Genomic DNA, 23,351 nt, shown 5'->3' on the forward strand with positions numbered 1-23,351 from the left:
TCCGCCTGGGCTCCGCCGCTGGGCGGAGCTGACAGGCGCGCGCATCTTTTATCCACAACAAACCACGAAATCCGGTTTTATCCACAAGCTCCCGGTTCAAGCCGCCCGCCAGACGCGCGAGGGTCGGTTGATCAACAGGACCAGTCCCGCGGCCAACAGGCATAGCCCCCCCGAAATCATCGTCGCCGCCGTATAGCTGCCCAGGCTGTTGCGCAGCATGCCGGCGCCCAGCGCCGCGAACGCCGCGCCCAGCTGGTGGCCGGCGACGATCCAGCCGAACACCACCGGCGCCTCCTGGCTGCCGAAACTGCCGGCGGTCAGCTTCACCGTCGGCGGCACCGTGGCCACCCAATCCAGGCCGTAGAACATCGCGAACAGCGGCAGGCCGAGGAAATACTCCAGCCCGAAAGCGTAAGGCAGGTATATCAGCGCCAAACCGCGCAGGCCGTAATAGCAAAATAGCAGGATTTGCGGCGCAAAGCGGTCGGATAGCCAGCCCGACAGCGTGGTGCCCAAGAGATCGAACATGCCCATCGCCGCCAGCAGGCTGGCGCCGCGCACCGGCGTCAACCCGTAATCGCCGCACATCGCGATGAAATGGGTGCCGATATAGCCGTTGGTGCTGGCGCCGCAGACGAAGAAAGTGGCGAACAACAGCCAGAAATCGCGCGAACGGGCGGCGCGGGCCAGCGCGTCGAAGGCGATGCGGATCGGGTTGTGGCCAAGGACCGGCGGCGGCGGCGCGTCGTCCGCTTCGCCCAGCGCGCGCAAGCCTATGCTGGACGGCCGCTCCGGCAACAGCAGCGCCACCAGCGGCATCGCGCAGGCGGCGGCGATGGCCAGCAGCCAGACCGTGCTGCGCCAGCCATGCCATTCGGTGAGGTAGGCCATCAACGGCAGGAAGGCCAGCTGGCCGGTGGCGGAGCTGGCGGTGAGGATGCCCATCGCCAGCCCGCGGTGGCGCACGAACCAGCGGCTGACCACCGACGCGCCCAGCGTCATCGCGGTGGCGCCGGTGGCGCAGCCCACCATCAGCCCCCACAGCAACTGCAGCTGCCAGTTGCTGCGCATCAGGCTGGACAAGCCCACGCAAACCGCCAGCAAGGCCAGCGCCGCCAGCACCGTGCGCCGCAGGCCGAAGCGCAGCATCGCCGCCGCGGCGAACGGCCCCATCAGGCCGAACAGCGCCAGGTTGATCGCCAGCGCGGTGGAAATCGCGGAGCGGCTCCAGCCGAACTCATGCTCCAGCGGCACCATCATCACGCCCGGAGCGGAACGGATGGCGGCGGTGACCAGCATCACCAGGAAGGTGACGGCGACGGCGATCCAGGCATAGTGGAAACGCCCCCGGCTCCAGCCGCTCAGAAGGGTCATGCGCCACCTCGTCGCTTACGAAAACGCTTTTCTCAGACTAGCAACAAATCCCGCCGGCGTCGGCTGCCGCCCCGCTTATCCACAGCGATGGCTGACTTTTCAAGTTACCCACAGCCCGTCGGCGCGCGCCATGCCATCGCGCTGAGCCGCGGCCGCACCTTGAATCCCAGCCGCTCGAAAAACGGCTCGCGGCCGGCCAGCGCCTCGCAATAGACCACCTCCGCGCCGCAGCGGAGCATGAATGCCCGCGCCAATGCCGTGCCCAGCCCCAAGCCGATGCAATCACGATGAACGACAATCTCGGCCAGCCAGCCCGCTTGCCAACCATCGCTGAAACCCCGCGCAAACCCCAGCACTCGCCCGTTGTCCAACGCGCATACGCCGAAACAGGCGCGGAACGCCCGCTCCATCGCCTGCAGATCGAAAGCTTTCTCCTCTCCCCAACCTTGGCTGGCATATAACTCCGCCACCGCTGGCAAGCAATGCGCTGGCAAATCCGCCAGCTTTATCCACTGGCAGGTCTCCTCAATGGACGCTCTGGGCTCGATCTGGTCAGCCATACTCCGCCTCCCCCGCCATCTGACGCATGAAATCCACGAACGCCGCCATCCGGGCCGACAGCCCCCGCGACGATGGCCACAGCAGCCGCAACGGCACCCGCTCGCCGCTGTCGCTGTTCAATAAAGGCCGCAAGCGGCCGTCGTCCAGCTCGCGGCGGATGGAAATGTCCGGCAGACAGGCGATGCCCTGTCCCTGCAACGCGAATTCCAGCCGCGCATGCATGCTATTGCAGACCAACGCGGCCGATAGCGATGTGTCGGCCAGCGGCCAATCCTCCAGCTTGCCGCTATTGGGCGAGCGGTAATGGATCAAGCGGTGGTCCGCCAAGCCCGCCGGACTCCGCGGACTGCCATGCCGGGCCAGGTAGTCCGGCGCGGCGACGATCAGGCGGCGGAATCCCGGCAAGGCCAGGCTGCGCAGCTTGCCGTCATCCCCCTCGCCCACCCGGATGGCGGCGTCGAAACCTTCCTCGATGATGTCGACGTTGCGCTCGCTGTAATCCAGCTCCAGCGACACCTCGGGAAAGCGCTGCTGGAAAGCCGACAGCTCCGCCATCATCACGCCGCCTATCGGGGGCAGGCTCAACCGCAGCAGGCCGCCTGGCAGCTTGCCCGCCTGCTCCAGCTCCGCCGCCATCGCGGAGGCTTCTTCCAACATGCGCCGGCCCCGGCCCAACACCGCGTCGCCCTCCGCCGTCAAGGCCAATGACCGGGTGCTGCGTTGCAGCAGCCGCACGCCCAGTTCCGCCTCCAGCCGGCTGATCCGCTTGCCCACCGCCGACGCCGACACCCCCAGCAGCCGCCCGGCGCCGACAAAGCTGCCCTGCTCTGCCACGGTGATGAACACCGCCAGATCGCTCAATGAAGCCAGCACATGCTCTCCTTTTCCAAGCGGCAAGTGTAGCGTCATTCATGCCAAATGGTTCCGCAAAGTGCGGAGCGCCGCCTGGCTGTTTCCCGCCCCCGCCGGCGCTTAGGCTGACGCTTTGCTTCCACATCGAGATCGCCATGTCCTCTTCCCGTCTGCTGAGCCCCGCGCTATTGACGCTGGCGGTGGCCGCCTTCGCCATCGGCACCGCTGAATTCATCATCATGGGCTTGCTGCCCCTGATCGCCGCCGACCTGCGCGTCGGTTTGCCGCGCGCCGCATATCTGGTGTCAGGCTATGCGCTGGGCGTGGTGGCCGGCGGCCCGCTGCTGGCCGGCCTGATCGCCCGCCTGGACGAAAAGCGCGCGCTAAGCGGGCTGATGCTGATTTTCATCGCAGGCAATCTCGCCTGCCTGCTGGCGCCCGGCCTATGGCCGCTGCTGCTGGCGCGGATGTTCACCGCCTTCTGCCACGCCAGCTTCATTGGCGTGGCGGCGGTGATGGCGGCGCGGATGGCTCCGCCCGGCATGGCCGGCCGGGCGATGGCGCTGATGTTCAGCGGCATGACGCTGGCCAATGTGCTGGGGGTGCCGGCCGGCACGCTGATCGGCCAGTGGGCGGGCTGGCGCGCCAGCTTCGCCGCGGTGGCGGCGCTGGGCTTCCTTACCTTATTGCTGATCCGCTGGCAGCTGCCGACGCACATCGGAAACCATACCAGCGGCGAAACGCAGGCGCGCTTGCCTGGACGCGTCTGGCCGGCGCTGCTCGCCAGCGTCCTGGCCGCAGCCAGCATGTTCGCCTTCTTCACCTACCTAGTGCCGACGCTTAGCCAGGTCAGCGGCTTGGCGGCGAAGCACGCCAGCGCGGCCTTGTTGCTATGCGGCGCGGGATTGGTGATCGGCGGCTGGCTCGGCGGCCGCTTGGCGGACGGAAACCTGGACCAGGCCCTGTCGCGATGCCTGATCCTGCTATGCGCCACGCTGGCGACGTTCTACTTGCTGGCAGCGCGCCTGCCTTTCGCGCTGGCGCTGATGGCGCTATGGGGCGGCCTGGCTTTCGCCCTATGCATGCTGCTGCAAACGCTGGCCATTCGCCAGGCGGGAGAGGCCGCCGCGCAGGCATCCGCCCTCAATGTCGGCGCCTTTAACCTGGGCAATGCCTTGGGAGCGTGGCTGGCTGGAAGACTGCTCGACCATGGCGGAACCTTGGCGCAAACCAGCCTGTTGGCCGCGGCGCTGGCGGGGCTGACCTGGCTGCTGGCGCGGTTCATTTCACGCGTGGAAACCGCCCGGCGCGTCGCACTGGCGCGGGCATGAAAAAACGGGCCGCGCAGCGGCCCGTCCCAAGAGGAGGCGAAAATCAGGCGGCCAGCAGGGTCGCCAGCGCCCGCATGGTCTGCCAGGGCTCGCCCGGCTCCACGCCCTTGATCTGGCGATCGATGCGCGCGCACTCGGACAACGCCTGCATCAGCTTGCGCGGGCCGATGCGGCGCAGCGCCGGCTCGGCCAGCCGCTGCTTGTCGCCCCACAGCCGCAGTTCGCGCGCCATGTCGCGCAGCTGGCGGCCGTCCTTCAGGCCCTGGCGCAGCCTGAGCAGCATGCGCACGTCCTCGGACAGCGACCACAACACCAGCACCGGCGCCTCGCCTTCGGCCATCAGCCCGTCCAGCATCCGCATCAGCCGCGGCGCGTCGCCGGCCAGCCAGGATTCCGACAACTGGAACACGTCGAAACGGGCGACATTGGCCACCGCCGCCTGCAGGTCCGCTAGGCTGAGTTCGCCCTTGGGATACAGCAGCGCCAGCTTGTCGACCTCCTGGCGCGCGGCCAGCAGGTTGCCCTCCACCCGCTCGACGAAGAACGCCAGCGCCTCGCTGCCCAGTTGCTGACCCTGCGCCTTCAGCCGCCGCGAAATCCAGCCCGGCAGTTCGGCGCGGCCCACCGGGCGCGCCTCCACCGCCAGCCCGGCCTTTTCCAGCGCGGCGAACCACTTGCCCTGCTGCTGGGTCTTGTCCAGCTTGGGCAGCGTGATCAGGGTGAGGGTGTCGGCCGGCGGGTTGGCCGCCAGCCGCTGCAGCGCCTCGCTGCCCTCGGTGCCCGGCTTGCCGCCGGGAATGCGGATTTCCAGCAGCTTCAGCGAGGCGAACAGCGACACGCTGCTCATCGCGTCGAACAGCTGCGACCAATCGAAACCCGCCTCCACCGTCAGCACTTCGCGCTCCAGGTAACCGGCCGCGCGCGCCGCCGCGCGCACGGCGTCGGCGGCCTCCAGCGCCAGCAGCGCCTCTTCCCCGTGCACCAGGTACAACGGCGCCAGCCCCTTGGCCAGCGCCGCGGTCAACGCGTCAGGGCTGAGTGACGGCATTGGCCGGCTTCAAGCTTTGCGGACCGGCCGGCGAGACAGCCGGCACTTTCAGGTAGGCCAGACGGCGCACGATCTGCTCGGCGGCGTCGCGGCGGGCATCGGCCCACAGCAGGCCCTCTTCCTGCTCTTTGCCCAGCACCGCGCTATCCGAGTAATTCATGCTGCGGCGCACGCTCACCTCCATGTCCGGCTCGATCGGCACGCCGCCCAGCACCACCCGCACGGTGGCGGTGTAGGTCAGCTGGTACTCGCTGATCTTGCCGCTGGCGTTGATGGTGAGGATGTCCTTGGACTGGTTCTCGTTGAGCACGGTAACCACCGCCTGCGCCTGCTTGGCAGCCGGCAGCAGCGTCAGCTTCGAATTGCGCGCCAGCACCGTGCGCAGGTCCGCTTCGATGCCGGTATTGGCCGCCTCCAGATACATGGTTGAGAACGGCAGCTCCTTGACGCTGCCCCCCAGGCCGCGCAGGTGGAAGCCACAAGCGCTCAGCAGCAGGACCAAGCCGGCCAACAGCAGGCAGTTCAGGCTTTGTTTCATATCACTCCCCAGATGGCGGATGCTCCGCCGGCAAAAACGGCGCGGGACAGCCCCGCCGCCCCGCGCCGCGTCTTCGCTCGAATCAAACGACGATGTTCACCAGGCGGCCCGGCACCACGATGATCTTCTTGGCCGGTTTGCCTTCCATGAACTTGATCACGTTCTCGTGCGCCAGCGCGGCGGCCTCGATCGCGTCCTTGGCGGCGTCGGCAGCCACGGTGACGCTGCCGCGCAGCTTGCCGCACACTTGCACCATCAGTTCGATCTCGCTCTTCACCAGCGCGGCCTCATCCACCTTGGGCCAGGACTGGGCCAGCAGCTCGGTGCCCGGCTTCAGCTGGCTCCAGATGCCGTCGCAGACGTGCGGCACGATCGGCGACAGCAGCAGGGTGGCGGCTTCCAGCACTTCCTGCGCCACCGCGCGGCCGGTGTCGCCACTGGTGTCGGCCTTGTCGTAGGCGTTGAGCAGCTCCATCACCGCGGCGATGGCGGTGTTGAACTGCTGGCGGCGGCCGTAGTCGTCGGCCACTTTCTGGATGGTGCCGTGCAGCTTGAAGCGCAGCTCCTTCTGGCTGGCGTTCAGCTCGCCCGCGCTATACGGAGCGACCACGCCGGCCTCGACGTGCTCGCGCGCGCTCTTCCACAGGCGCTTCAGGAAGCGGAACGCGCCTTCCACGCCGGCGTCGGACCACTCCAGGCTCTGCTCCGGCGGCGCGGCGAACATCATGAACAGGCGCGCGGTGTCGGCGCCGTATTTCTCGATGAACTCCTGCGGGTCCACGCCGTTGTTCTTGGACTTGGACATCTTCTCGATGCCGCCCACCACCACCGGCTGGCCGTCCACGCGGTGCGTGGCCGCCACAATCTTGCCCTTGGCGTCGCGCTCGAGGATCACGTCCTGCGGCGCGATCCAGTCCTTGGAGCCATTGGGCAGGTCGCGGTAGAAGGTTTCGCAGATCACCATGCCCTGGGTCAGCAGGCTCTTGAACGGCTCGTCCGACGATACCAGGCCTTCGTCGCGCATCAGCTTGTGGAAGAAGCGCGCGTACAGCAGGTGCAGAATGGCGTGTTCGATGCCGCCCACGTATTGGTCGACCTGCAGCCAGTAATCGGCGGCCTGCTTGTCCACCATCGCGGTGTCGCACTTGGGCGAGGCGTAGCGGGCGTAGTACCAGCTGGACTCGACGAAAGTATCCATGGTGTCGGTTTCGCGCTTGGCCGCGCCGCCGCACTTCGGGCAGGCGGTTTCGTAGAATTCCGGCATCTTGGCCAGCGGGCTGCCGGCGCCGTCCGGAATGACATTTTCCGGCAGCGTCACCGGCAGGTCTTTTTCCGGCACCGGCACGTCGCCGCAGCTGGCGCAGTGGATGATCGGGATCGGGCAGCCCCAGTAGCGCTGACGGCTGATGCCCCAGTCGCGCAGCCGGTATTGGGTCTTCTTCTGGCCTAAACCCTTATCTTGCAACTTAGAGCAAATTTTCTCGAAAGCTTCAGAAGAAGTCAGTCCATTAAATTCGTCTGATTGGATTAATTTGCCATGCTCAGCAAAAGAAGGCTGCCATTCATCCCAAGAAATTCTGTGTTCCACTACTAGGTTATTCGCTCTGCGAATAACTGGGAATCTAAACGGGACACCATTTTCACCATTAGACGCCCCACCAACCTCTGCATAACTGACGTTTACATCATCAACATTTTTCTCATTCAGAACTACCGGCTTAATCGGCAACCTGTATTTCTTAGCAAATTCGAAGTCGCGCTCGTCGTGCGCCGGCACGGCCATCACCGCGCCTTCGCCGTAGCCCCACAGCACATAGTTGGCCACCCATACCGGCAAGCGTTCGCCGGTCAGCGGGTGGGTCACGAACAGGCCGGTCGGCATGCCCTTCTTTTCCATCTTGGCCACGTCGGCCTCGGCCACGGAGCCGGACTTGCATTCCGCGATGAAGGCCTGCAGTTCGGCGTTGCCGGCCGCGGCCTGGGTAGCCAGCGGATGCTCGGCGGCGACGGCGACATAGGTGGCGCCCATCAGCGTGTCCGGACGGGTGGTGTAGACCTTCAGCTCGCCCTTATGGCCGATGCTGGCCTCGTCGTACGGGAACACCACGTCGGAGCCGTAGCTCTTGCCTATCCAGTTGCGCTGCATGGTCTTGACCTGCTCCGGCCAGCCGTCCAGCTGGTCCAGGTCCGCCAGCAGCTGCTCGGCGTAGTCGGTGATGCGGAAGTAGTACATCGGGATTTCGCGCTTTTCCACCAGCGCGCCGGAGCGCCAGCCGCGGCCGTCGACCACTTGCTCGTTGGCCAGCACGGTCTGGTCCACCGGGTCCCAGTTGACCACGCCGTTCTTCTTATAGATCACGCCCTTCTCGAACAGGCGGGTGAACAGCCACTGCTCCCAGCGGTAGTAGTCCGGCTTGCAGGTGGCCAGCTCGCGCTCCCAATCCAGCGCGAAGCCCAAGCTGTCCAGCTGGGTCTTCATGTATTCGATGTTGGAGTAGGTCCACGCCGCCGGCGCGCCGCCGTTCTTCATCGCCGCGTTCTCGGCCGGCAGGCCGAAGGCGTCCCAGCCCATCGGTTGCAGCACGTTGAAGCCCTGCAGGCGCTTGAAGCGGGCCAGCACGTCGGTGATGGTGTAGTTGCGCACGTGGCCCATGTGCAGCTTGCCGGACGGATACGGGAACATCGACAGCGCGTAGTACTTGGGGCGGGAAGCGTCTTCAACCGCCTTGAAGGCGGCGGTTTTCTGCCATTTCTGCTGCGCGGCGCTTTCCAGCTCGCGCGGGGAGTAGTGTTCTTGCATGTCCGGAGTCTTTTTATTCAGTGGAATTCGAGTCGAATGGATCGATTATATCGGCAAAAGCGGCAAAAAGGGGATGCCGCGGAGCGGACAGGCTGTCCGATTTCCGTACAAAAACAAGGCGTTCATAGCAGCCGGAGCAGCATCTCGCTGGCCATCGCCGCCATCAGCAAGGCAAACGCCTTTTTCAGCCTGGCCACCGGCAGCCGGTGCGCGGCCCGCGCGCCCAGCGGCGCGCACAGCACCGTCATCAGCATCAAGGCCAGCATCGCCGGCAAATAAACAAAGCCGACGCTGCCCCAGGGCAGGCCTTGCGCGCGCCAGCCGCTGGCCAGATAGCCCAGCGCGCCGGAAACGGCGATCGGCCAGCCCAGCGCGGCGCTGGTCCCTATCGCCGTATGCACCGGCACATTGCACCAGCTCATCAACGGCACGCTCATCGAGCCGCCGCCGATTCCCACCCAGCTGGAAATCATGCCGATGGCGCCGCCCGCCGCGCCCTGGCCGGCGCGGCCCGGCATCTCGCGCCCGGCCCTGGGCTGCTTGCCTATCAGCATTTGCGCCGCCACCGCGTAGGCGTAGACCACGAAAAACCAGGCCAGCGCGCGGCCGGGAATCCAGCCCGCCAGCAGGCTGCCGGCCAGCGTGCCCAGCACCATCGCCGGCGCCATGCCGCGCACGATGCGCCAGTCCACCGCGCCTTTCTTGTGGTGGGCGCGCACGCTGGAAGCGCTGGTGAACACCATCACCGCCAGCGAAGTGCCCACCGCCAGATGCTGCGCGTGCTCGCCGCCCAGATGCGCGGCCGCCAACACCGCCAGCACCACCGGCACGATGATCAGCCCGCCGCCGACGCCCAGCAGGCCGGCCAGGAAGCCGGCCACCGCGCCGCAGCCCAGCAAGGCAACCAGCAAGGGCGGCGCCAGCATCACAACACCTCGCGCGTGAGATAGTCCCACTCTTCCGCCGTCACCGGCGTGATCGACAAGCGGTTGCCGCGCTTGAGCACCGTCATGCCCTCCAGCGGCGGATGGCCGCGCAGCTCGGCCGGCGACACCAGCCGGGTCTTGCTGACGAAGCGCACGTCCACGCACTGCCAGCGCGGCTGGGCCGGGTCGGACTTAGGATCGTGATAGGGGCTGTCAGGATCGAACTGGCTGGAGTCGGGATGCGCCGGCGCGGCCACTTCGGCGATGCCGGCGATGCCGGGCTCGGGACAAGACGAATGCCAGAACAGCAGCAGGTCGCCGGGACGCATGTCGTCGCGCATGAAATTGCGCGCCTGGTAGTTGCGCACGCCGGTCCACTCGAACAGGCGCGCCGGTTCGGCGGCCAGGTGGTCGATCGAGGTTTCGTCCGGTTCGGACTTCATCAGCCAATAGCGCATGGGCAATATCTGTTAATCGCTGAGGGGAAAGGGAAAGACTTGCTCAATCTTACTGGAAAGATTGCCTCGTATGCTGGTTTCAACAGGACAGGTTTTTTGCCATGCCTGCCGTTCCAGGAGAATACCGATGAAAACGTGGATACTCGCCGTAATCGCGATAGGCAGCCTAAGCGGCTGCGTGGTGGAACCGCCGCGAGTGGGCATCGCACCGGTAGTGGTGCGGCCGGCGGTGGTGGTGGCGCCGGCTTACTACTACGGCCCGCGCTACTACGGCTGGCGTTGAAGCCACCACCATGCCAGCGGCGGCGCCAGATTGGCCAGCGCCGCCAGCCAATAGATCAGCAGGAAAGGCTGCTTGCGGGTCTTGTGGCGGAACCAGCGCTGCGCGAGAAACGCGGCCGGCCAGCCGCCGGCCAGGTGCAGCAGCTGCAGCCTGGCCTCCGGAATGCGCCAGGCGCCGCGCAGGGCGGCGCGCTTGTCCAGCCAATACGCCAGCAGCGTCGGCAAGGCCAGCGCGGCGTAAGGCAGCCACCAGCCCCAGCCCAGCCGCCCCAGCAGGCAGGCAGCCAGCAAGGGCAGCAACAGCAGCAGAATCATGCTTCCGCCTCCCGCAGCGGCAGCCGCCGCAGGCCGGACTCGGTCAGCAGGCAGTCCAGCCGCACATCCCAGGCCTCGCGCGGCACCGCGTCCACCAGCTGGCAATCGAAAGCCACGCCGACCAGCAGCGGCCCGCCGGCGGCGACGCGGCGGCGGAAGGCCAGCGTGCTGTCGTAGAAACCGCCGCCCTGCCCCATCCGGTAACCCTCGCGGTCTACGCCCAGCAAGGGCACGAACACCACGTCCAGCCGCTCGGCGCGCAGCCGGGCGCCGGCGTATTCCAGGATGCGGTAGCGCGGGTGCAGATACCAGCGGTCGGCGGCCGCCAGCCGGGTGAACCACAGCCGGCGGCCGCGGCGCGGAATCTGCGGCAGATAGACGCGCGCGCCGCGCCACAGCGCGGCGTTGAGCAGCATGGCCAGGTCCAGCTCGGAGCCGGCGGCCAGATAGCCTCCCACGCGCTTGCCGCGCTTCAACAGGCGCGAAGCATGGCGGGCGATGGCCTGCGCCGCGGCGGCGCGATAAGCCGGCGGCAAAGCCATGCGGGCGCGGCGCAGCTGGCGGCGCAGCGTCGGTTTGTCTGTAATGGGGAGAATATCGGTCATGGGAGGGGGAGACCCCCGCGAGTGCCGTTCGGGCTAAATTCGCTTGTACCCTGTTTCCAGGATGGGCCGCCTGCCAGACATTTCGGGCGCGTTCTCAAATGGAACGCGGCACGCCCATGTCTCACGCTGGCAGCCAGAAGCGAACGCATTGGTACAAAGGAATTGTGTGCCGTCACGAGCACCGCAGGGGATAAACTGACCTGTAGTGCGAGCCTGGAACCGGCTGTCAGAACAGCGGTTGCTGGCTCTGGCGAAGCGCGTTGTCGGCCGCTTCGCCCATGTCGCGTATCTTACGCTGAAACGCCGCCATCTCCAAGCCCTCGCCCACTTTTGTTTTCAGCAGATCGTGGGCGATGTTGAGCGCGGCCATGATGGCGATCTTGTCGGCGTCCATCACCTTGCCGTGCTGCTGAATGGTGGAAATCTTGCCTTCCAGCAGGCGCACCGCCTCCAGCAGGGTTTCCTGCTCGCCCTGCGGGGTGCCGATGGTGAAATGACGGCCCAACAGTTCGATCTCGACCTGAACCACGTCGCTCATTGCTCATCCTCCGGCGCGCCCGGCAGGCGCGCCACCAGGGCCGCCACCCGGCTGCGGGTTTCGTTCACGCGGAAATTCAGCTCGGCATTCTCCTTCAGCGCTTCGGACAGCGCCTCGGCAAAGCGGCCGTTCTGGGTTTCCAACTCCCGGATGCGGGCGATCAGCGCCGCGACGCGGGATTCCAGATATTCCAGTTCATTGTCCATGCCGGCGAGGATAACGGGCGGCTAGTTGGGCGTCAAACCCAGCCGCTGGCGCGCCATGTCCAGCCGCTCGCACAGCGCCGCCGCGCCCTCGACCAGGCGCGGGCCGGGAATGCTGATGTCGTCACCCGGCAGCGCGAACAGCGCGGCATGCGACACCGCCGGCACGCCGCGCCAGCGCCGCCACATCGCCAGCGTCGCCTCGTCGGACGCCACTATCGCCTGTGGCTGCGCCGCCACGACCGAGGCGGTGGATACCTGCGGCGCCGGCAGCGGCAGGTCGGCGAACACATTGACCCCGCCGCAAGTGCGGATCAGCGAATCGATATAGCTTTTGCCGCTGATGGTGAAGATCGGCGCCTGGCTCAGCTGGTAGAACACCCGCACCGGCGCGCGGCCGCCGTAGCGCTGCTGCAGCGCCGCCATTTGCCGCCGGTATTGCGCGGCGGCGCGGTTGGCCGCCGCCTCGCTGCCGGCCAGCCGGCCCAGCTTGCCGATTTCCAGCGCCACGTCGCCCGGCTGCAGCGGATGGCTGATGAACACCGGCACGCCCAGGCTGCGCAGACGCGCCAGTTCGCGCGGGGTGCCGCCATCCTTCCAGGCCACCACCAGGTCGGGCCGCTGGCGCAGCACCGCCTCCAGGCTGAAGCCGGTGAAGCTGCCGACCCGCGGCAGCTTCTTCGCCGCCGGCGGATGGTCGCTGTATTCGACGGTGGCCACCACCTTGTCGCCGGCGCCGGCGGCGAACAAGAGCTCGGTGGCGTGCGGCACCAGGCTGACGATGCGCTGCGCCGGCTGCCGCAGCGCCACTTCCTGGCCATCGCCGTCCGTCACACGGATATCGGCCTGCGCGGCGCCGGCCAGCAACAGGGCGGCCAAGACCCATGCGCGCCTCATGCCGGACCCCCTTTCAAAACCAGCGGCAAACCGCAGGCCACCAGCGTCACCCGCTGGCAGCGCGCCGCCGCCAGCTGGTTGAGCCGCCCCAGTTCGTCGACGAAGCGCCGGGTTTCGGCATCTCCAGCCACCACGCCCCAGCCCACCTCGTTGCTGACCAGCAGGATTTCGCCACGCGCGCCGTCCAAGGCCGCCAGCAGGGCGTCGCGCTCGACGGCGTAGCCGGCTTCGTCAAAGCCTGGTTCACCGAAAAAGCGCATCAGCCACATGCCCAGGCAGTCCACCAGCACCAGCCCGCCCGGGCAGTCAGCGGCGGCGATGGCGGCGGCCAGGCCGCGGCCGGCTTCCGCCACCCGCCAATGCGCCGGCCGCTGCGCGCGGTGGCGCTCCACCCGGCGCGCGAACTCGGCGTCGCGCACTTCGGCGGTGGCGAGATAACACACCGGGCCGGCATGGCGGCGGGCCAGGTCTTCTGCATGGGCGCTCTTGCCGCTGCGGGCGCCGCCGCTGATCAGATGGGGCATGGTTTAGAACGTGTAAGTCACGGCGGCTTGGTAATTCCGCGCGTTGGCCGGGTACAAATCATAAGCCGTAGGCGAGGTGTAAGCATCCGTCCCGCCATAGGTCGCATAATGCCTGTTGAACAAGTTGTTCACGCTGAAAGTGGCGCTCACATGCTTGCCGAATGCCTGGCTGAACTTGGCGTCGACAACCGTGTAAGCCGGCAACTTGCGGCCAAAGGCGTTGCTCTGGTCATTATCGAAATACTGCTGAGAAACATATTGCGCCGCCACCGACACCTTGCTGGCGTCGCTGATGCTCCAATTCACTGCGGTATTCGCCATCAGCTTCGGCACCATCGGAATAGTGTTGCCGGCCAAGCCGGCGCCTGAGCGGTAGGTCGCCTGAGTCCAGGTCAGATTGGCGTTCACGCCCACCCGCTGCGACAGCTTGGCGCCGCCCTCCAGCTCGACACCCTGATGGCGCGTCTCCGGCAAGTTGGCATTGGCGCCAAACAGCCCGACGAAGGGGTTGTAAGCGATTTCATTGGTCAGATCATTGCGGAACAGCGCCAGCTTGGCATGCGCCGCATCGTTCGCCCATTGCGCCCCCACTTCCCTATCATGCGACTGCTGCGGCTGCAGCGGCAGGCCGTTGGTATAAGTCACCTCATCGGCATTGCCCAGGCGGAAGCTCTGGCCGGATCTGGCATACACGCTCCAACCCGCGCGCAAATCCTGCTTCAGGCCCAAGGACCAGGCATGCAGGCTGGTATGGATGGTCGACAGATTGGCCCCGCCGCTCATGGCGTTGACCTTGTCGTCCACCAGTTGCTGGCGGCCTCCGGCCGACAGCGTCGCGCCCTGCCACAGCTTGAACTGGCCGTCGACGAAATAGCCGACGCGCTTTTGCGAGGTCTGCTTATTGCCCAGCGAGTTGTATACGCTCATCGAACTGTCGAGCCAGTCGCTGCCGAAAGACAGGGTGTGCTTGCCGATAGGCAGCTCGTAACGGGCGCTGGCGGCGTTTTCGCCCAGATTGCGCTGGTCCCGCGAGCATCCGGCGATGCCGGCATACTGGACGCAGGAGTCCGCATCCTTGACGCGGCGCGACCAGTCGGCATACAGCGTCCCGGCCCCCAAGTCCTGGCTCAAAGAAACGCCGCCGCTGCTGGTGCCGGTGGAGGAGTGACTGTTCGGCGTCGCCGTGCCGGTCGGATTGTTGAGCAAGGGGTTCTGGCCGTTGGCCGGATCCATGACGATGGATCCCGGCAGGCGCAAGCCCTGGCTCGCCGTTTTGGCGAACAGCTTGATGTCGCCGCCGTCATGCTTGAAAGTCAAGGTGGCGCCGGCGTTGTCGTCGCGCTCGGCATTGTTCTGGCGGTAATTGTCGGTCTTCAACGACTGGACATAGCCATCCAGCGCCACATACTGGTTCCCCGCGTGCAGATTGGCATCCAGCTGGCGCAGATCGTAACTGCCGCCGGTCAGCATGACGCTGCCGTTCACCCCGTTGGCCGCGCCGGACTTGGTAATGATGTTGATCACCCCGCCGGTCGCGCCGCCGCCGTAGGCGACGCCGCCGATGCCGCGCACCACCTCGATGTGGTCGATGCTCGCCAGCGTGACCGCCCCCAGGTTAGGCGCGCTCAAATCATTGGTGTTTTGCCGTACGCCATCGACCAGGATCAGCGTGTTGCTCATGCCCGTCACGCCGAAACCTCGCAAGTCCACCATCGCCGTGCTGGCGGAGCCGGAACTGTTCGACACATGCACGCCGGCGTAGCTAGACAGCACATCCTGCACCGTCGTCGCCGTGCTGTTGGCAATGTCCTCGGCGGTGATGACGGTGACGTTCGCCGGCAGCGACGAGACTTTCTGCGGCACCCGGCTGGCGGTGACGATCACCGGGTCGCCGGCGAACTCGGGAAGATCGGCGGCCTGAACCACGCCGGCGGCGGTCAGCGCCGCGAACAGCGCGCAGGATTGAAACTTGAACATGAAACACACTCCACGACAGGGTCAACGTTGAGTGCGAAGAGGACAACAGCAGCAAAGGACGGCACGGCAAAACCGGAACGCCTGTCGGATCGCCTCCCCGCGATTCGTCAGCAATCTGCCCGGCTTCCGGCCGAGGCGCGCAGGCCGGTCTCCGGGCTGGGCCATGCCGGCGCCGCGCCTTCCCGTCCAAAGGACAGTGGCTATCTGCGTCGCCTGGGCGCTTGCGCGCCGGGCCTTACCGTTGCGGGGGCAGCGCCGGCTTGTCCACCGGCTTCCCGTTTCACCCGCGCGCCGGAATTCGGCGGCCGCGGGCACCTGCAAGCGGCGGATTATACCTCGCCGGGCTTATGGCGGCATCGTCCAAGCGGTAATATGCTTAGAGTCCGACCGGCCGCGCGCCGGCGGCAGGCTTTTTCTCGATCACCCGGGCATCGCGCCCCGCACTCCGGCAGGCTCAACCATGAACAGCAGCAAACCCCTGGATCTCTCCGCCCGCAACGCCGCCCGCGCCCGCCAGGCCGTGCTCACCAAGCCGCCCGGCAGCCTGGGCCAGCTGGAGGAACTGGCTTGCCGCTTCGCCGCCTGGCAGGGACGGGCCTGCCCCGAGGAATTGAAACCGGCGATCACCGTGTTCGCCGGCGACCACGGCGTCACCGTCGAAGGCGTGTCGGCCTTCCCGGCCGAGGTCACCACCGAAATGGTGCGCAACTTCAGCGCCGGCGGCGCGGCCATCTGCGTGCTGGCGCGCGCGCTGGACGCCCGGCTGGAGGTCGTCGACGTCGGCGTGGCGGGCGATGTGTCGGCGCTGCCCATCATCCACGCCAAGGTGCGCGCCGGCAGCCACAATCTGGCCAAACAGTCGGCGATGAGCGCCGAGGAAACCGCCGCCGCGCTGGAAACCGGCCGCGCCGCCGCGCGCCGCGCGGTGGATGCCGGCGCCAATCTGCTGATCGCCGGCGACATGGGCATAGGCAACACCACCGCCTCCGCCGCGCTGATCTGCCGCCTCACCGGCGCGGCGCCGGAGCTGGTGGTCGGGCGCGGCACCGGCATCGACGACAGCGGCCTCTCCAACAAGCGCCGGGTGGTGAAAACCGCGCTGGCGCGGGTGGCCTGGGAAAACCTCAGCGGCGAGGACACGCTGGCCGAATTGGGCGGGCTGGAAATCGCCGCGATCGCCGGTTTCTTCCTGGAAGGCGCGCGCCTGGGCGTGCCTTCGCTGGTGGACGGCTTCATCGCCAGCGCGGCCGCGCTGTGCGCCAAAGCGATAGACCCGACGCTGCACGACTGGCTGCTGGCCAGCCACCGCTCCGCCGAATCCGGCCACGACCTGGCGTTGGCGGCGCTGCAGCTGCACCCGCTGGTGGACCTGGGGCTGCGCCTCGGCGAAGGCTCCGGCGCGGCGCTGTGCGTGCCGATGCTGCAGATGGCGGTGAAGCTGCACAACGAGATGGCCACTTTCGCCGAAGCCGGCGTCAGCGGCAAATCGGCATGAATCCCTACACGCTCACCCTGCTGCGCCACGGCGAAATCGACCACGACGGCCGGCTGATCGGCCTGACCGACCTGCCGCTGACCGAGCACGGCCACCATCAGCTCGGTCGCAGCTGGCAGCGCATCAGCAGCCTGGCGCCGGTCACCGCCATCGCCAGCTCGCCGCTGCAGCGCTGCCGCGAATTCGCGGTCAAGCAGGCGCTGTCCGGCTCGCTGACGCTGAAAGTGGACCCGCGCTTCGCCGAGATGGACTTCGGCGGCTGGGACGGCCAGCCGGTGGCCGACCTGGAGCGCGTCCACCCCGGCTGGGGCGAAGCGCTGGCCGACGGCAGGCTGAGCCCGCCCGGCGGCGAAAGCTTCGAAGCGTTCCGCACCCGGGTGCTGGCCGGCCTGGCCGACTGGATGACCGAGGCGCGCGGCAGCCACCGGCTGCTGGTGACGCACGGCGGCGTGATCACTGTGCTGATGGCGGAATTGCTCGGCACCGATTTTTCCGTCGCCAAGCTGATGACGGTGCAGCGCGGCGGCTTCGTCCAGCTGTCGATGCTGGAAGGCCACCCGGCCTACCTGCTGCGCCTGGAGTCTGCATGCGCGGACTGATCCTGGCGGTGCAGTTTCTCACCCGGCTGCCGACGCCGCAGTTGGCGGAATTCAAGCCGGAATGGCTGGCCGCCAGCGCGCGCTGGTTTCCCGCCGTCGGCGCGCTGGTCGGCGCGCTGCTGCTGGGCGCGCTGCAAGTGGGCCAGCCGGTCGACCCCTGGCTGGCGGCGCTGCTGGCGCTGCTGGTCTGGACCGGTGTCACCGGCGGCCTGCACCTGGATGGCCTGGCCGACCTCGCCGACGCGCTGGGCGCGTCCCACCGCTCGCGCGAACGCTTCTTCGAGGTATTGAAAGACCCGCATCTGGGCAGCTTCGGCGTGCTCTCGCTGATCCTGGCGGTGGTTTGCAAGCTGGTGCTGCTGATGCTGCTCGCGCGCCAGAGCGGGCCGGTCTGGGGACTGCTGCTGGCGCCGGCCTGGGCGCGCGGCTTCGCCATCGCTTGGTCTGCGACGCTGCCGGCCATCGCGCCGGGCAGCGGCGAACGCTTCGCCTGGCGCCGCGACTGGGCCGGCATGGGGCTGAACCTGGCCGCGCTGCTGGCGCTGTCGGCCTGGCTGGCGCCGGCGCTGCTGCTGGCCCCCTTGGCCGGCCTGGCCTGGTGGGCCTTCCTGAAGCGCCGCCTGGGCGGCATGACCGGCGACTGCCTGGGCGCGGGGGTTGAGCTTTGCGAGATCGCGCTGCTCGCCGCGCTGTTGATTCTGCCGACGTATTTTCCTGTGTTGAAGTGAGGCCGGCTTACGGCAAACGCGGCGTCAAAACGCCTGGGTGCTGGCGCACCAATGCCCACGGCAACAGGCTCCAGGCCGGGTTGTCGCAATCCTTCCGCGCGCGCGCGAAGAAGGCGCCGATCTGCATGCCTTTCGGCGTCAGATACCAATTGAACGCATTCCAGGCCTCGGGACCGCGGTAATCGCAACCCCCGCCTTCGCCACCAGCCATCTCCCGCGGATACAACTTGCCGAAGACGCTAGCGAGCCAAGGCTGCAGCACCTTGCTTTCATACCCGGCATCTCGCAGCAGGCCATCCTCGCCCCGCGCATCCTGTGGTTCGCCCCTCCCCAGCCACAATACATCCTCCAGATGCAAAACGCGCCCGCTGGCCACCTCCATATTCAACGGCGCGTCGCCGGAGTCCGGATGGGCGCCGCCGCAAAACGCGCTGGTTTCAATGCTGATGCTCACCACGCGCGGCGTCAGCAAGCGCGGGGTCACCGCCTGCTGATACCTGCCTAAAGTCGAACCCTGCGCGGCCGCCACGCACTCGAAGGCATCCACCACCGCGCGCCATTGCCGCCTCTCAAAAATCCGGTTCAGACGGGCCATGGCGTCCGCAGAATAGCCGCTTTCCAACCGGAACCAGCGGATCCGGCTGACCGGCTCCTCCCACCAGCTCAGCCGATGGCCGAGGAAAACCTGTTCGCCCACCCGCCGCAACCGCAGGTCAGCCAATCTGGCCCGGTTGTAGTCGTCGATCCAATCCGCTTCGTCCGTACCCTCCTCGCTCGACATGGCCAACGGCGTCAGCGTGACCGGCAACGCGCGCTTCGTCTTCGGTTCGCGCCACTCACCCACCCAACCGGTTCCGGATGGGCGCAACGCGAGATCGGCCCGCGCCTCGCCATGGCCCAGGCTCTCGCTCAAGCGCAACGCGCCCTGCGCATCCCGCTTGCCCGTCAGCGCGATGTCATTATGGAATTTGCGATAGAAATAACGGCCGTCGACCTCGCCCTCGTTATCGACGCTCCACTCCATCACAACCGGCGCGCCGCCCAACTCGCCCTGCCAGACATCGGCGTGAACCGGCGCCGCCAAAGCCCAGCTAACCCACAAACCAACCGCTTTTCGTACGTCCATGCCGCCCCTTTGCATGAAAAAGCCCGCCCAAACTCAGGGACTGGTGCCGCTCTCCAAGCGAGAGTGCGTCACAACCACACAAGCACTTTTCCATAATGACAATTTCATAGCCCGTCACCCATCTTTCACAGCCGACGGCTCAAGGCTGCCGCGCCCCGTGGCGCGGAAACCCGCAGCGCGCCGGGATGAGGGAAGTCGTTCAAGTCCGGCGCAAAGCGCCGGCGCGCGCCCTGGCCGCCGTCAAGCCGATCCGCCACCAGCGCCAGCGCAGCCTGACGTCGTACCAGGCGGGCCTGAGACCCAGCAGGAACAGGAACAAGGCCAGCGGCAGCGTGAAGCCGAAACCCAGGTGCTTGAAGCCCAGCGCGCCGACCACGCCGCCGGCGAAGAAGGACAACAGGATCAGGCTGTAGACGCGGAATTTGTTGCGGTTGGATCGCACCGCCTGGATCCGTGGCCCCTGCTGGCGGTTGTAGTAGCTCATCTTGGCCAGCTCGATGCCGATGTCGGTGGCGATGCCGGTCATGTGGGTGCTGCGCAGCAGGCCGCCGGACAGCTTGGTGACGATGGTGTTGTGCATGCCCATGATGAAGCACAACAACATCACCGTCGGCGGCGTGAACAGGCCCTTGTGCAACGACAAGCCGGCGCCCAGCAAGCCGAACACCAGCAGCAGCAGCGCCTCCTCCATCATCGACACGCCGTAGCCGCCGCGCAGCCGTTGCCGGCGCGCCCACAGGATCAGCCAGGTGCTGTGCATGGCGCCGCCGATGAAGCAGCACAGCATCACCAGCAGCGAAAGCGCCAGCCGCACCTCACCGGTGCCCCAGGCGTCGGCCATGCCGGACACGATGCCGGAGACGTGCGAGGTATAGCGGTGCACCGCCAGGAAGCCGCCGGCGTTGATGGCGCCGGCGATGAAGGCCATCGCCCAGCCCAGCTGGCGCAATACCTTGTCGTTGAAGCGGCCGCGGTCCAGCAGCCTGGTAATGTGGAAGTGTCGGGCCATGGCAATCCGGCAAGCAAAACGGCGACCCATCGTCGCCGTTTTTCATATTGCGCCGCAGCATGCCCGCTTGGCAAGCCGTCGGATCAAATGCCGTCCAATCAGCAGCCTTTCAGCGCGATGCCCGGCGTCAACCGCTTCTGCAGCGCCTTCAGATGCTCGGCCTGCGCCGCGTCCAGGTCTTTGAAGGACAGCGTGGTCACCTTGGCCGCTTCGTTCTTGGACTTGACCACCGCCTTGTCGTAGCCGGCCGCCTTCAGGCGCGCCGCCAGCGTCTTGGCCGCGTCTTCGCGGCCGAACAGGCCCAGCGACAGATTGCCCTTGAACTCGTCGCCGCTGACGAGGTAGTTGTCGAAACCCTTGTCCTTCAGCTCGGCCGACAGCGTCTTGGTCTCGGCCTGGGTGGCCAGCGGCGGGTAGTACACCCAGAAGCGGCTCGAGCCCTTGCTTTCTTCCTTGCTGTCTTCCTGCAATTGGCCAGCCTTCAGCTTCAGCAACGGCACGCCGCCCTTCACCCGGGCCAGCAGGCTGTCGCTGAGGCCGGCCCAGCGGTAGCAGGCCTTGGCGGCCGGCGGCGCGGCTTCCGCGGACTTGGCCGCGGCCGGTTTGGACGCCTCTTGCTTGGCCGCCGGCTTCGCCTGCGCCTTGGCCGATTTGGCCTGTTCCTGCGGCGCGCTCGCCGCGGGCTTGGCATGTTTGTCCGTCTTGGCTGCCGCCAGCGGCGCCGACGCCGCCTTGGCGGCGGACGCGGGAGCGCTCGCCGCCGCATGCGGCGCGCTGGCCTGCCCGGCCGACGCGTCCGGCGTCCAGCCTGTCGGCAACAGTTTCACCTGGCCGGGACTCACTTCCTGCGCATGCACATCCATCGGCGGCCGCTGCTTGAAGGAGCCATACATGGCCACCACCAGATTCAGCACCACCACCAGCGCCACAAGCCACTTGATCACGCGTTCGCCACCTTGAGTAAACCCATCAACACCAGATTATCCACGATCTCCAGCGGAGCGGCGAGCCAAGGCGCGATGCGGCCGGCGTCGCCCCCGGTCAGGATCACCGTGGCAGGCTGGCGGCCGGTGCGTTCGGCCAGCTTGCGCCGTTGCCCTTCGATGGCGCCCACCAGCGCCGCCATCACGCCGCTGGCCAACGCATCCTGCGTACCTTGCGGGAAATCCACCACCGCGCCGGCGGCGCGATCGAGATTGGCCGTGCCCTGGGCCAGGCTTTGCAGCATCAGGCCATAGCCGGGCAAGATCAGCCCACCCAGATAATCGCCGTCGGCGGTCAGCGTTTCCACCGTCAACGCCGTGCCGGCGCAGGCGACGATGACGTCGCCGCCGCACAGTTCGCGCGCGGCCAACACCGCCAGCCAGCGGTCGGCGCCCTGCTCGGCGGTGTTGCGATAATGGTTACACACCGCGCCGAAGCGGCTCTGGGCATGCACCCGGTGCAAGGGGCAGGCCAGCGCCGCCGCCAGCGCGTCGGCCACTTCCTTCCGCGCCACCGACGACATCCAGGCGCCCTGCAGCGGCAGTTGGCTCCAGACCGGCGCCAGGCTGGCCAGCTCGCCATGTTCGGCGGCGCCTTTGGCCACGCATTCCGCGCCGCGGTAGGCGGCCCATTTCACCCGGCTGTTGCCGGCGTCTATCAATAACTTCATTGGCGTTCCCTGAGACTGACCTCTCCGACATGGAAGGTCCGCATCCCCTGCGCGGTCTCCACCCGCAGGGCGCCGTTGTCGGCGACGCCGCAGGCGATGCCGTCCACCGGCTCGCCGTGGGAAAAACTAAGCCGCACCGGCGCCTGCTGATGCGCGGACAACGCGCACCACTCGTCGCGCAGCGGCGCGAAGCCGTCGCGATCGAACGCCGACAGCACCGTTTGCAATTCATTGAGCAGCGCGGCCAACAGGCTGTTGCGGTCGGCCGCCACGCCGGCCTGGCGCAAGGTCGCCACCGGCTGGTCCACTTCGCCCGGATCGGCCACGTTCAAGCCTATGCCTATCACCACCGCCGCCGGCCCCAGCGCGTCGCCGGACAGCTCGATCAGGATGCCGGCCAGCTTGCTGCCGTCCAGCAGCACATCGTTGGGCCACTTCAGCCGCACCGGCGCGCCCAGGCCGCGCAGCGCGCGCGCCAGCGCCACGCCCACCGCCAGCGACAAGCCGGCCAACTCGGACACGCCGCGTTCGAAGCGCCACAGCAGCGAGAACGTCAGCCCCGATCCCAAGCGCGCCTGCCAGCGCCTGCCCAGTCGGCCGCGGCCGGCGGTCTGCAATTCGCAGGCCAGCACCAGGCCATGCAGTCCGCCGTTGCCGGCGCGCGCCATCAGCTGGCTGTTGGTGGAGTCGGTGCGTTCGGCCACCGCCAAGGTATAGACCTCGGCCGCGGCTTCGGACAGGCCGGCGCGCACGCCGGCGACATCCAGCCAGGCGAACGGCTGCGCCAGCTTGTAGCCCTGGCCGCGCACGCTGAACACGGTGAGGCCCAAATCCGCCTCTATCGCATGCACCGCCTGCCACACCAGCGTGCGCGAACAGCCCAGCGCCTGGGCGATGTCCTCGCCGGAATGGAAGCGCCCATCCGACAGGTGGTGCAGCACCGCGAACGCGTGTTCGTTCACGCCTTGCCCTCGCCGGCGCGGATCTTATTCAAGGTCTGGGTGGTGGAGGTATCGAACAGGAAGGGGATGGAATGCACCTGGCCGCCGCGCGCCAGCGTCTCGGCGCTGCCGACGATCTTGTCCACCGTCCAGTCGCCGCCCTTCACCAGCACCTCCGGCCGCACCTGCTCGATCAGCTGGGCCGGGGTGTCGGCGTCGAACCAGGTGACCAGGCTGACGCTCTCCAGCGCCGCCAGCACCGCGGCGCGGTTATGCTCGTTGTTGATCGGCCTGTCCTCGCCCTTGCCCTGGCGCTTCACCGAAGCATCGGTATTCAGGCCCAGCACCAGGCTGGCACCCAGCGCCCGGGCTTGCGCCAGGTAGGTGACATGGCCGCGATGCAGGATGTCGAAGCAGCCGTTGGTGAACACCAACGGGCGCGGCAGCGCGGCCAGACGCTCCGCCAGCTGTTCCGGCGGGCAGATCTTGTCTTCAAACGACGGCATCGGGTAAGTCATGCGGTTCCTTGCGCGAATCATGCGGCGCAGGCGGCAGACAAGGCCGCGGCCG

At 67.3% G+C, this 23,351-nt stretch carries 26 protein-coding genes, 1 other RNA gene and 1 riboswitch; of the genes, 5 read left to right on the top strand and 22 right to left on the bottom strand.

Features of this window, described 5'->3' with window-relative positions; translation table 11 throughout:
* Positions 1-96 precede the first annotated feature (96 nt).
* The 3 genes from MY55_RS07470 to MY55_RS07480 form a co-directional block, all read right to left on the bottom strand.
* The gene (locus MY55_RS07470) at positions 97-1,374 is read right to left on the bottom strand and encodes an MFS transporter (RefSeq protein WP_043578939.1); all 1,278 of its coding nucleotides are present in this window, start codon (positions 1,372-1,374) and stop codon (positions 97-99) included.
* A 104-nt stretch (positions 1,375-1,478) separates the two neighbouring features.
* On the bottom strand, positions 1,479-1,934 hold the full coding sequence (locus tag MY55_RS07475; protein WP_053006700.1) for a GNAT family N-acetyltransferase: 456 nt from the start codon (positions 1,932-1,934) through the stop codon (positions 1,479-1,481).
* The gene (locus MY55_RS07480; protein ID WP_197465948.1) at positions 1,927-2,808 is read right to left on the bottom strand and encodes a LysR family transcriptional regulator; all 882 of its coding nucleotides are present in this window, start codon (positions 2,806-2,808) and stop codon (positions 1,927-1,929) included. The genes MY55_RS07475 and MY55_RS07480 overlap by 8 nt, the downstream gene beginning before the upstream one ends.
* A gap of 134 nt (positions 2,809-2,942) precedes the next feature.
* Between MY55_RS07480 and MY55_RS07485 the strand changes: the two genes are divergently transcribed.
* A complete protein-coding gene (locus MY55_RS07485; RefSeq protein ID WP_043578936.1) occupies positions 2,943-4,118 on the top strand; it encodes an MFS transporter in 1,176 nt (391 codons plus the stop codon).
* Positions 4,119-4,161: 43 nt separating this feature from the next.
* Here the strand turns inward: MY55_RS07485 and holA are convergent, their stop codons facing one another.
* From holA to MY55_RS07510, 5 genes are all read right to left on the bottom strand, one after another.
* Positions 4,162-5,166, bottom strand: coding sequence for a DNA polymerase III subunit delta (holA, locus tag MY55_RS07490; protein ID WP_043578933.1), 1,005 nt, complete (start codon positions 5,164-5,166; stop codon positions 4,162-4,164).
* Positions 5,147-5,704: an LPS-assembly lipoprotein LptE gene (locus MY55_RS07495; RefSeq protein WP_080509356.1), complete on the bottom strand. Its 558-nt coding sequence runs from the start codon at positions 5,702-5,704 to the stop codon at positions 5,147-5,149. The genes holA and MY55_RS07495 overlap by 20 nt, the downstream gene beginning before the upstream one ends.
* A gap of 82 nt (positions 5,705-5,786) precedes the next feature.
* Entirely contained in the window at positions 5,787-8,504 is a 2,718-nt protein-coding gene (leuS, locus tag MY55_RS07500; protein WP_065202181.1) for a leucine--tRNA ligase, read from the bottom strand.
* A 122-nt stretch (positions 8,505-8,626) separates the two neighbouring features.
* On the bottom strand, positions 8,627-9,430 hold the full coding sequence (locus MY55_RS07505; protein ID WP_043578927.1) for a sulfite exporter TauE/SafE family protein: 804 nt from the start codon (positions 9,428-9,430) through the stop codon (positions 8,627-8,629).
* Complete coding sequence (locus MY55_RS07510; protein ID WP_043578924.1) at positions 9,430-9,888, bottom strand: EVE domain-containing protein; 459 nt, start codon at positions 9,886-9,888, stop codon at positions 9,430-9,432. The genes MY55_RS07505 and MY55_RS07510 overlap by 1 nt, the downstream gene beginning before the upstream one ends.
* A gap of 127 nt (positions 9,889-10,015) precedes the next feature.
* Here MY55_RS07510 and MY55_RS23040 point away from each other — a divergent pair, with 127 nt between their 5' ends.
* Positions 10,016-10,171, top strand: coding sequence for a vir-repressed protein (locus MY55_RS23040; protein ID WP_099049614.1), 156 nt, complete (start codon positions 10,016-10,018; stop codon positions 10,169-10,171).
* On the opposite strand, the gene MY55_RS07515 is transcribed toward MY55_RS23040, so the two are convergent.
* The 8 genes from MY55_RS07515 to MY55_RS07550 all read right to left on the bottom strand — a co-directional run bounded on the left by MY55_RS07515 (position 10,156) and on the right by MY55_RS07550 (position 15,229).
* Positions 10,156-10,485: a DUF1294 domain-containing protein gene (locus MY55_RS07515; protein WP_043578921.1), complete on the bottom strand. Its 330-nt coding sequence runs from the start codon at positions 10,483-10,485 to the stop codon at positions 10,156-10,158. The genes MY55_RS23040 and MY55_RS07515 overlap by 16 nt on opposite strands.
* Positions 10,482-11,090, bottom strand: a complete 609-nt coding sequence (locus MY55_RS07520) for a 5-formyltetrahydrofolate cyclo-ligase (RefSeq protein ID WP_065202182.1) — start codon at positions 11,088-11,090, stop codon at positions 10,482-10,484. The genes MY55_RS07515 and MY55_RS07520 overlap by 4 nt, the downstream gene beginning before the upstream one ends.
* A gap of 8 nt (positions 11,091-11,098) precedes the next feature.
* Positions 11,099-11,283: non-coding RNA, 6S RNA (gene ssrS, locus MY55_RS07525), on the bottom strand.
* A 33-nt stretch (positions 11,284-11,316) separates the two neighbouring features.
* Positions 11,317-11,628 carry a cell division protein ZapA gene (locus MY55_RS07530; RefSeq protein ID WP_043578914.1) on the bottom strand — a complete coding sequence of 104 codons (312 nt, stop codon included), beginning with the start codon at positions 11,626-11,628 and terminating at the stop codon, positions 11,317-11,319.
* Positions 11,625-11,834: a hypothetical protein gene (locus MY55_RS07535; RefSeq protein WP_043578911.1), complete on the bottom strand. Its 210-nt coding sequence runs from the start codon at positions 11,832-11,834 to the stop codon at positions 11,625-11,627. The genes MY55_RS07530 and MY55_RS07535 overlap by 4 nt, the downstream gene beginning before the upstream one ends.
* Positions 11,835-11,855: 21 nt before the next feature.
* On the bottom strand, positions 11,856-12,728 hold the full coding sequence (locus MY55_RS07540) for a cobalamin-binding protein (protein WP_043578908.1): 873 nt from the start codon (positions 12,726-12,728) through the stop codon (positions 11,856-11,858).
* On the bottom strand, positions 12,725-13,252 hold the full coding sequence (gene cobU / locus MY55_RS07545) for a bifunctional adenosylcobinamide kinase/adenosylcobinamide-phosphate guanylyltransferase (protein WP_043578905.1): 528 nt from the start codon (positions 13,250-13,252) through the stop codon (positions 12,725-12,727). Before cobU ends, MY55_RS07540 begins: the two co-directional genes overlap by 4 nt.
* A gap of 3 nt (positions 13,253-13,255) precedes the next feature.
* Positions 13,256-15,229: a TonB-dependent receptor gene (locus tag MY55_RS07550; protein ID WP_052258251.1), complete on the bottom strand. Its 1,974-nt coding sequence runs from the start codon at positions 15,227-15,229 to the stop codon at positions 13,256-13,258.
* A 125-nt stretch (positions 15,230-15,354) separates the two neighbouring features.
* Positions 15,355-15,563: riboswitch (cobalamin riboswitch) on the bottom strand.
* Between the two features lie 126 nt (positions 15,564-15,689).
* Between MY55_RS07550 and cobT the strand changes: the two genes are divergently transcribed.
* The 3 genes from cobT to cobS are packed head-to-tail and all read left to right on the top strand — an operon-like array spanning position 15,690 to position 18,051.
* A complete protein-coding gene (cobT, locus tag MY55_RS07555; RefSeq protein ID WP_043578902.1) occupies positions 15,690-16,724 on the top strand; it encodes a nicotinate-nucleotide--dimethylbenzimidazole phosphoribosyltransferase in 1,035 nt (344 codons plus the stop codon).
* On the top strand, positions 16,721-17,323 hold the full coding sequence (locus MY55_RS07560; RefSeq protein ID WP_043578899.1) for a histidine phosphatase family protein: 603 nt from the start codon (positions 16,721-16,723) through the stop codon (positions 17,321-17,323). Before cobT ends, MY55_RS07560 begins: the two co-directional genes overlap by 4 nt.
* Positions 17,311-18,051 carry an adenosylcobinamide-GDP ribazoletransferase gene (gene cobS / locus MY55_RS07565; RefSeq protein ID WP_043578896.1) on the top strand — a complete coding sequence of 247 codons (741 nt, stop codon included), beginning with the start codon at positions 17,311-17,313 and terminating at the stop codon, positions 18,049-18,051. Before MY55_RS07560 ends, cobS begins: the two co-directional genes overlap by 13 nt.
* A 7-nt stretch (positions 18,052-18,058) precedes the next feature.
* On the opposite strand, the gene MY55_RS07570 is transcribed toward cobS, so the two are convergent.
* The 6 genes from MY55_RS07570 to rfaE2 form a co-directional block, all read right to left on the bottom strand.
* Positions 18,059-19,177, bottom strand: a complete 1,119-nt coding sequence (locus MY55_RS07570; RefSeq protein ID WP_047236988.1) for a hypothetical protein — start codon at positions 19,175-19,177, stop codon at positions 18,059-18,061.
* A gap of 199 nt (positions 19,178-19,376) precedes the next feature.
* On the bottom strand, positions 19,377-20,186 hold the full coding sequence (locus MY55_RS07575; protein ID WP_043578890.1) for a YoaK family protein: 810 nt from the start codon (positions 20,184-20,186) through the stop codon (positions 19,377-19,379).
* Positions 20,187-20,284: 98 nt separating this feature from the next.
* Entirely contained in the window at positions 20,285-21,130 is an 846-nt protein-coding gene (locus tag MY55_RS07580) for an SPOR domain-containing protein (protein ID WP_244270668.1), read from the bottom strand.
* Positions 21,127-21,840: a type III pantothenate kinase gene (locus MY55_RS07585; RefSeq protein WP_065202184.1), complete on the bottom strand. Its 714-nt coding sequence runs from the start codon at positions 21,838-21,840 to the stop codon at positions 21,127-21,129. Before MY55_RS07585 ends, MY55_RS07580 begins: the two co-directional genes overlap by 4 nt.
* Complete coding sequence (locus MY55_RS07590; protein ID WP_043578884.1) at positions 21,837-22,802, bottom strand: biotin--[acetyl-CoA-carboxylase] ligase; 966 nt, start codon at positions 22,800-22,802, stop codon at positions 21,837-21,839. The genes MY55_RS07585 and MY55_RS07590 overlap by 4 nt, the downstream gene beginning before the upstream one ends.
* A complete protein-coding gene (gene rfaE2, locus MY55_RS07595) occupies positions 22,799-23,299 on the bottom strand; it encodes a D-glycero-beta-D-manno-heptose 1-phosphate adenylyltransferase (RefSeq protein ID WP_043578882.1) in 501 nt (166 codons plus the stop codon). Before rfaE2 ends, MY55_RS07590 begins: the two co-directional genes overlap by 4 nt.
* Positions 23,300-23,351 lie beyond the last annotated feature (52 nt).

This window comes from Chromobacterium subtsugae (genome assembly GCF_001676875.1).
Taxonomy (GTDB): Bacteria; Pseudomonadota; Gammaproteobacteria; order Burkholderiales; family Chromobacteriaceae; genus Chromobacterium; species Chromobacterium subtsugae.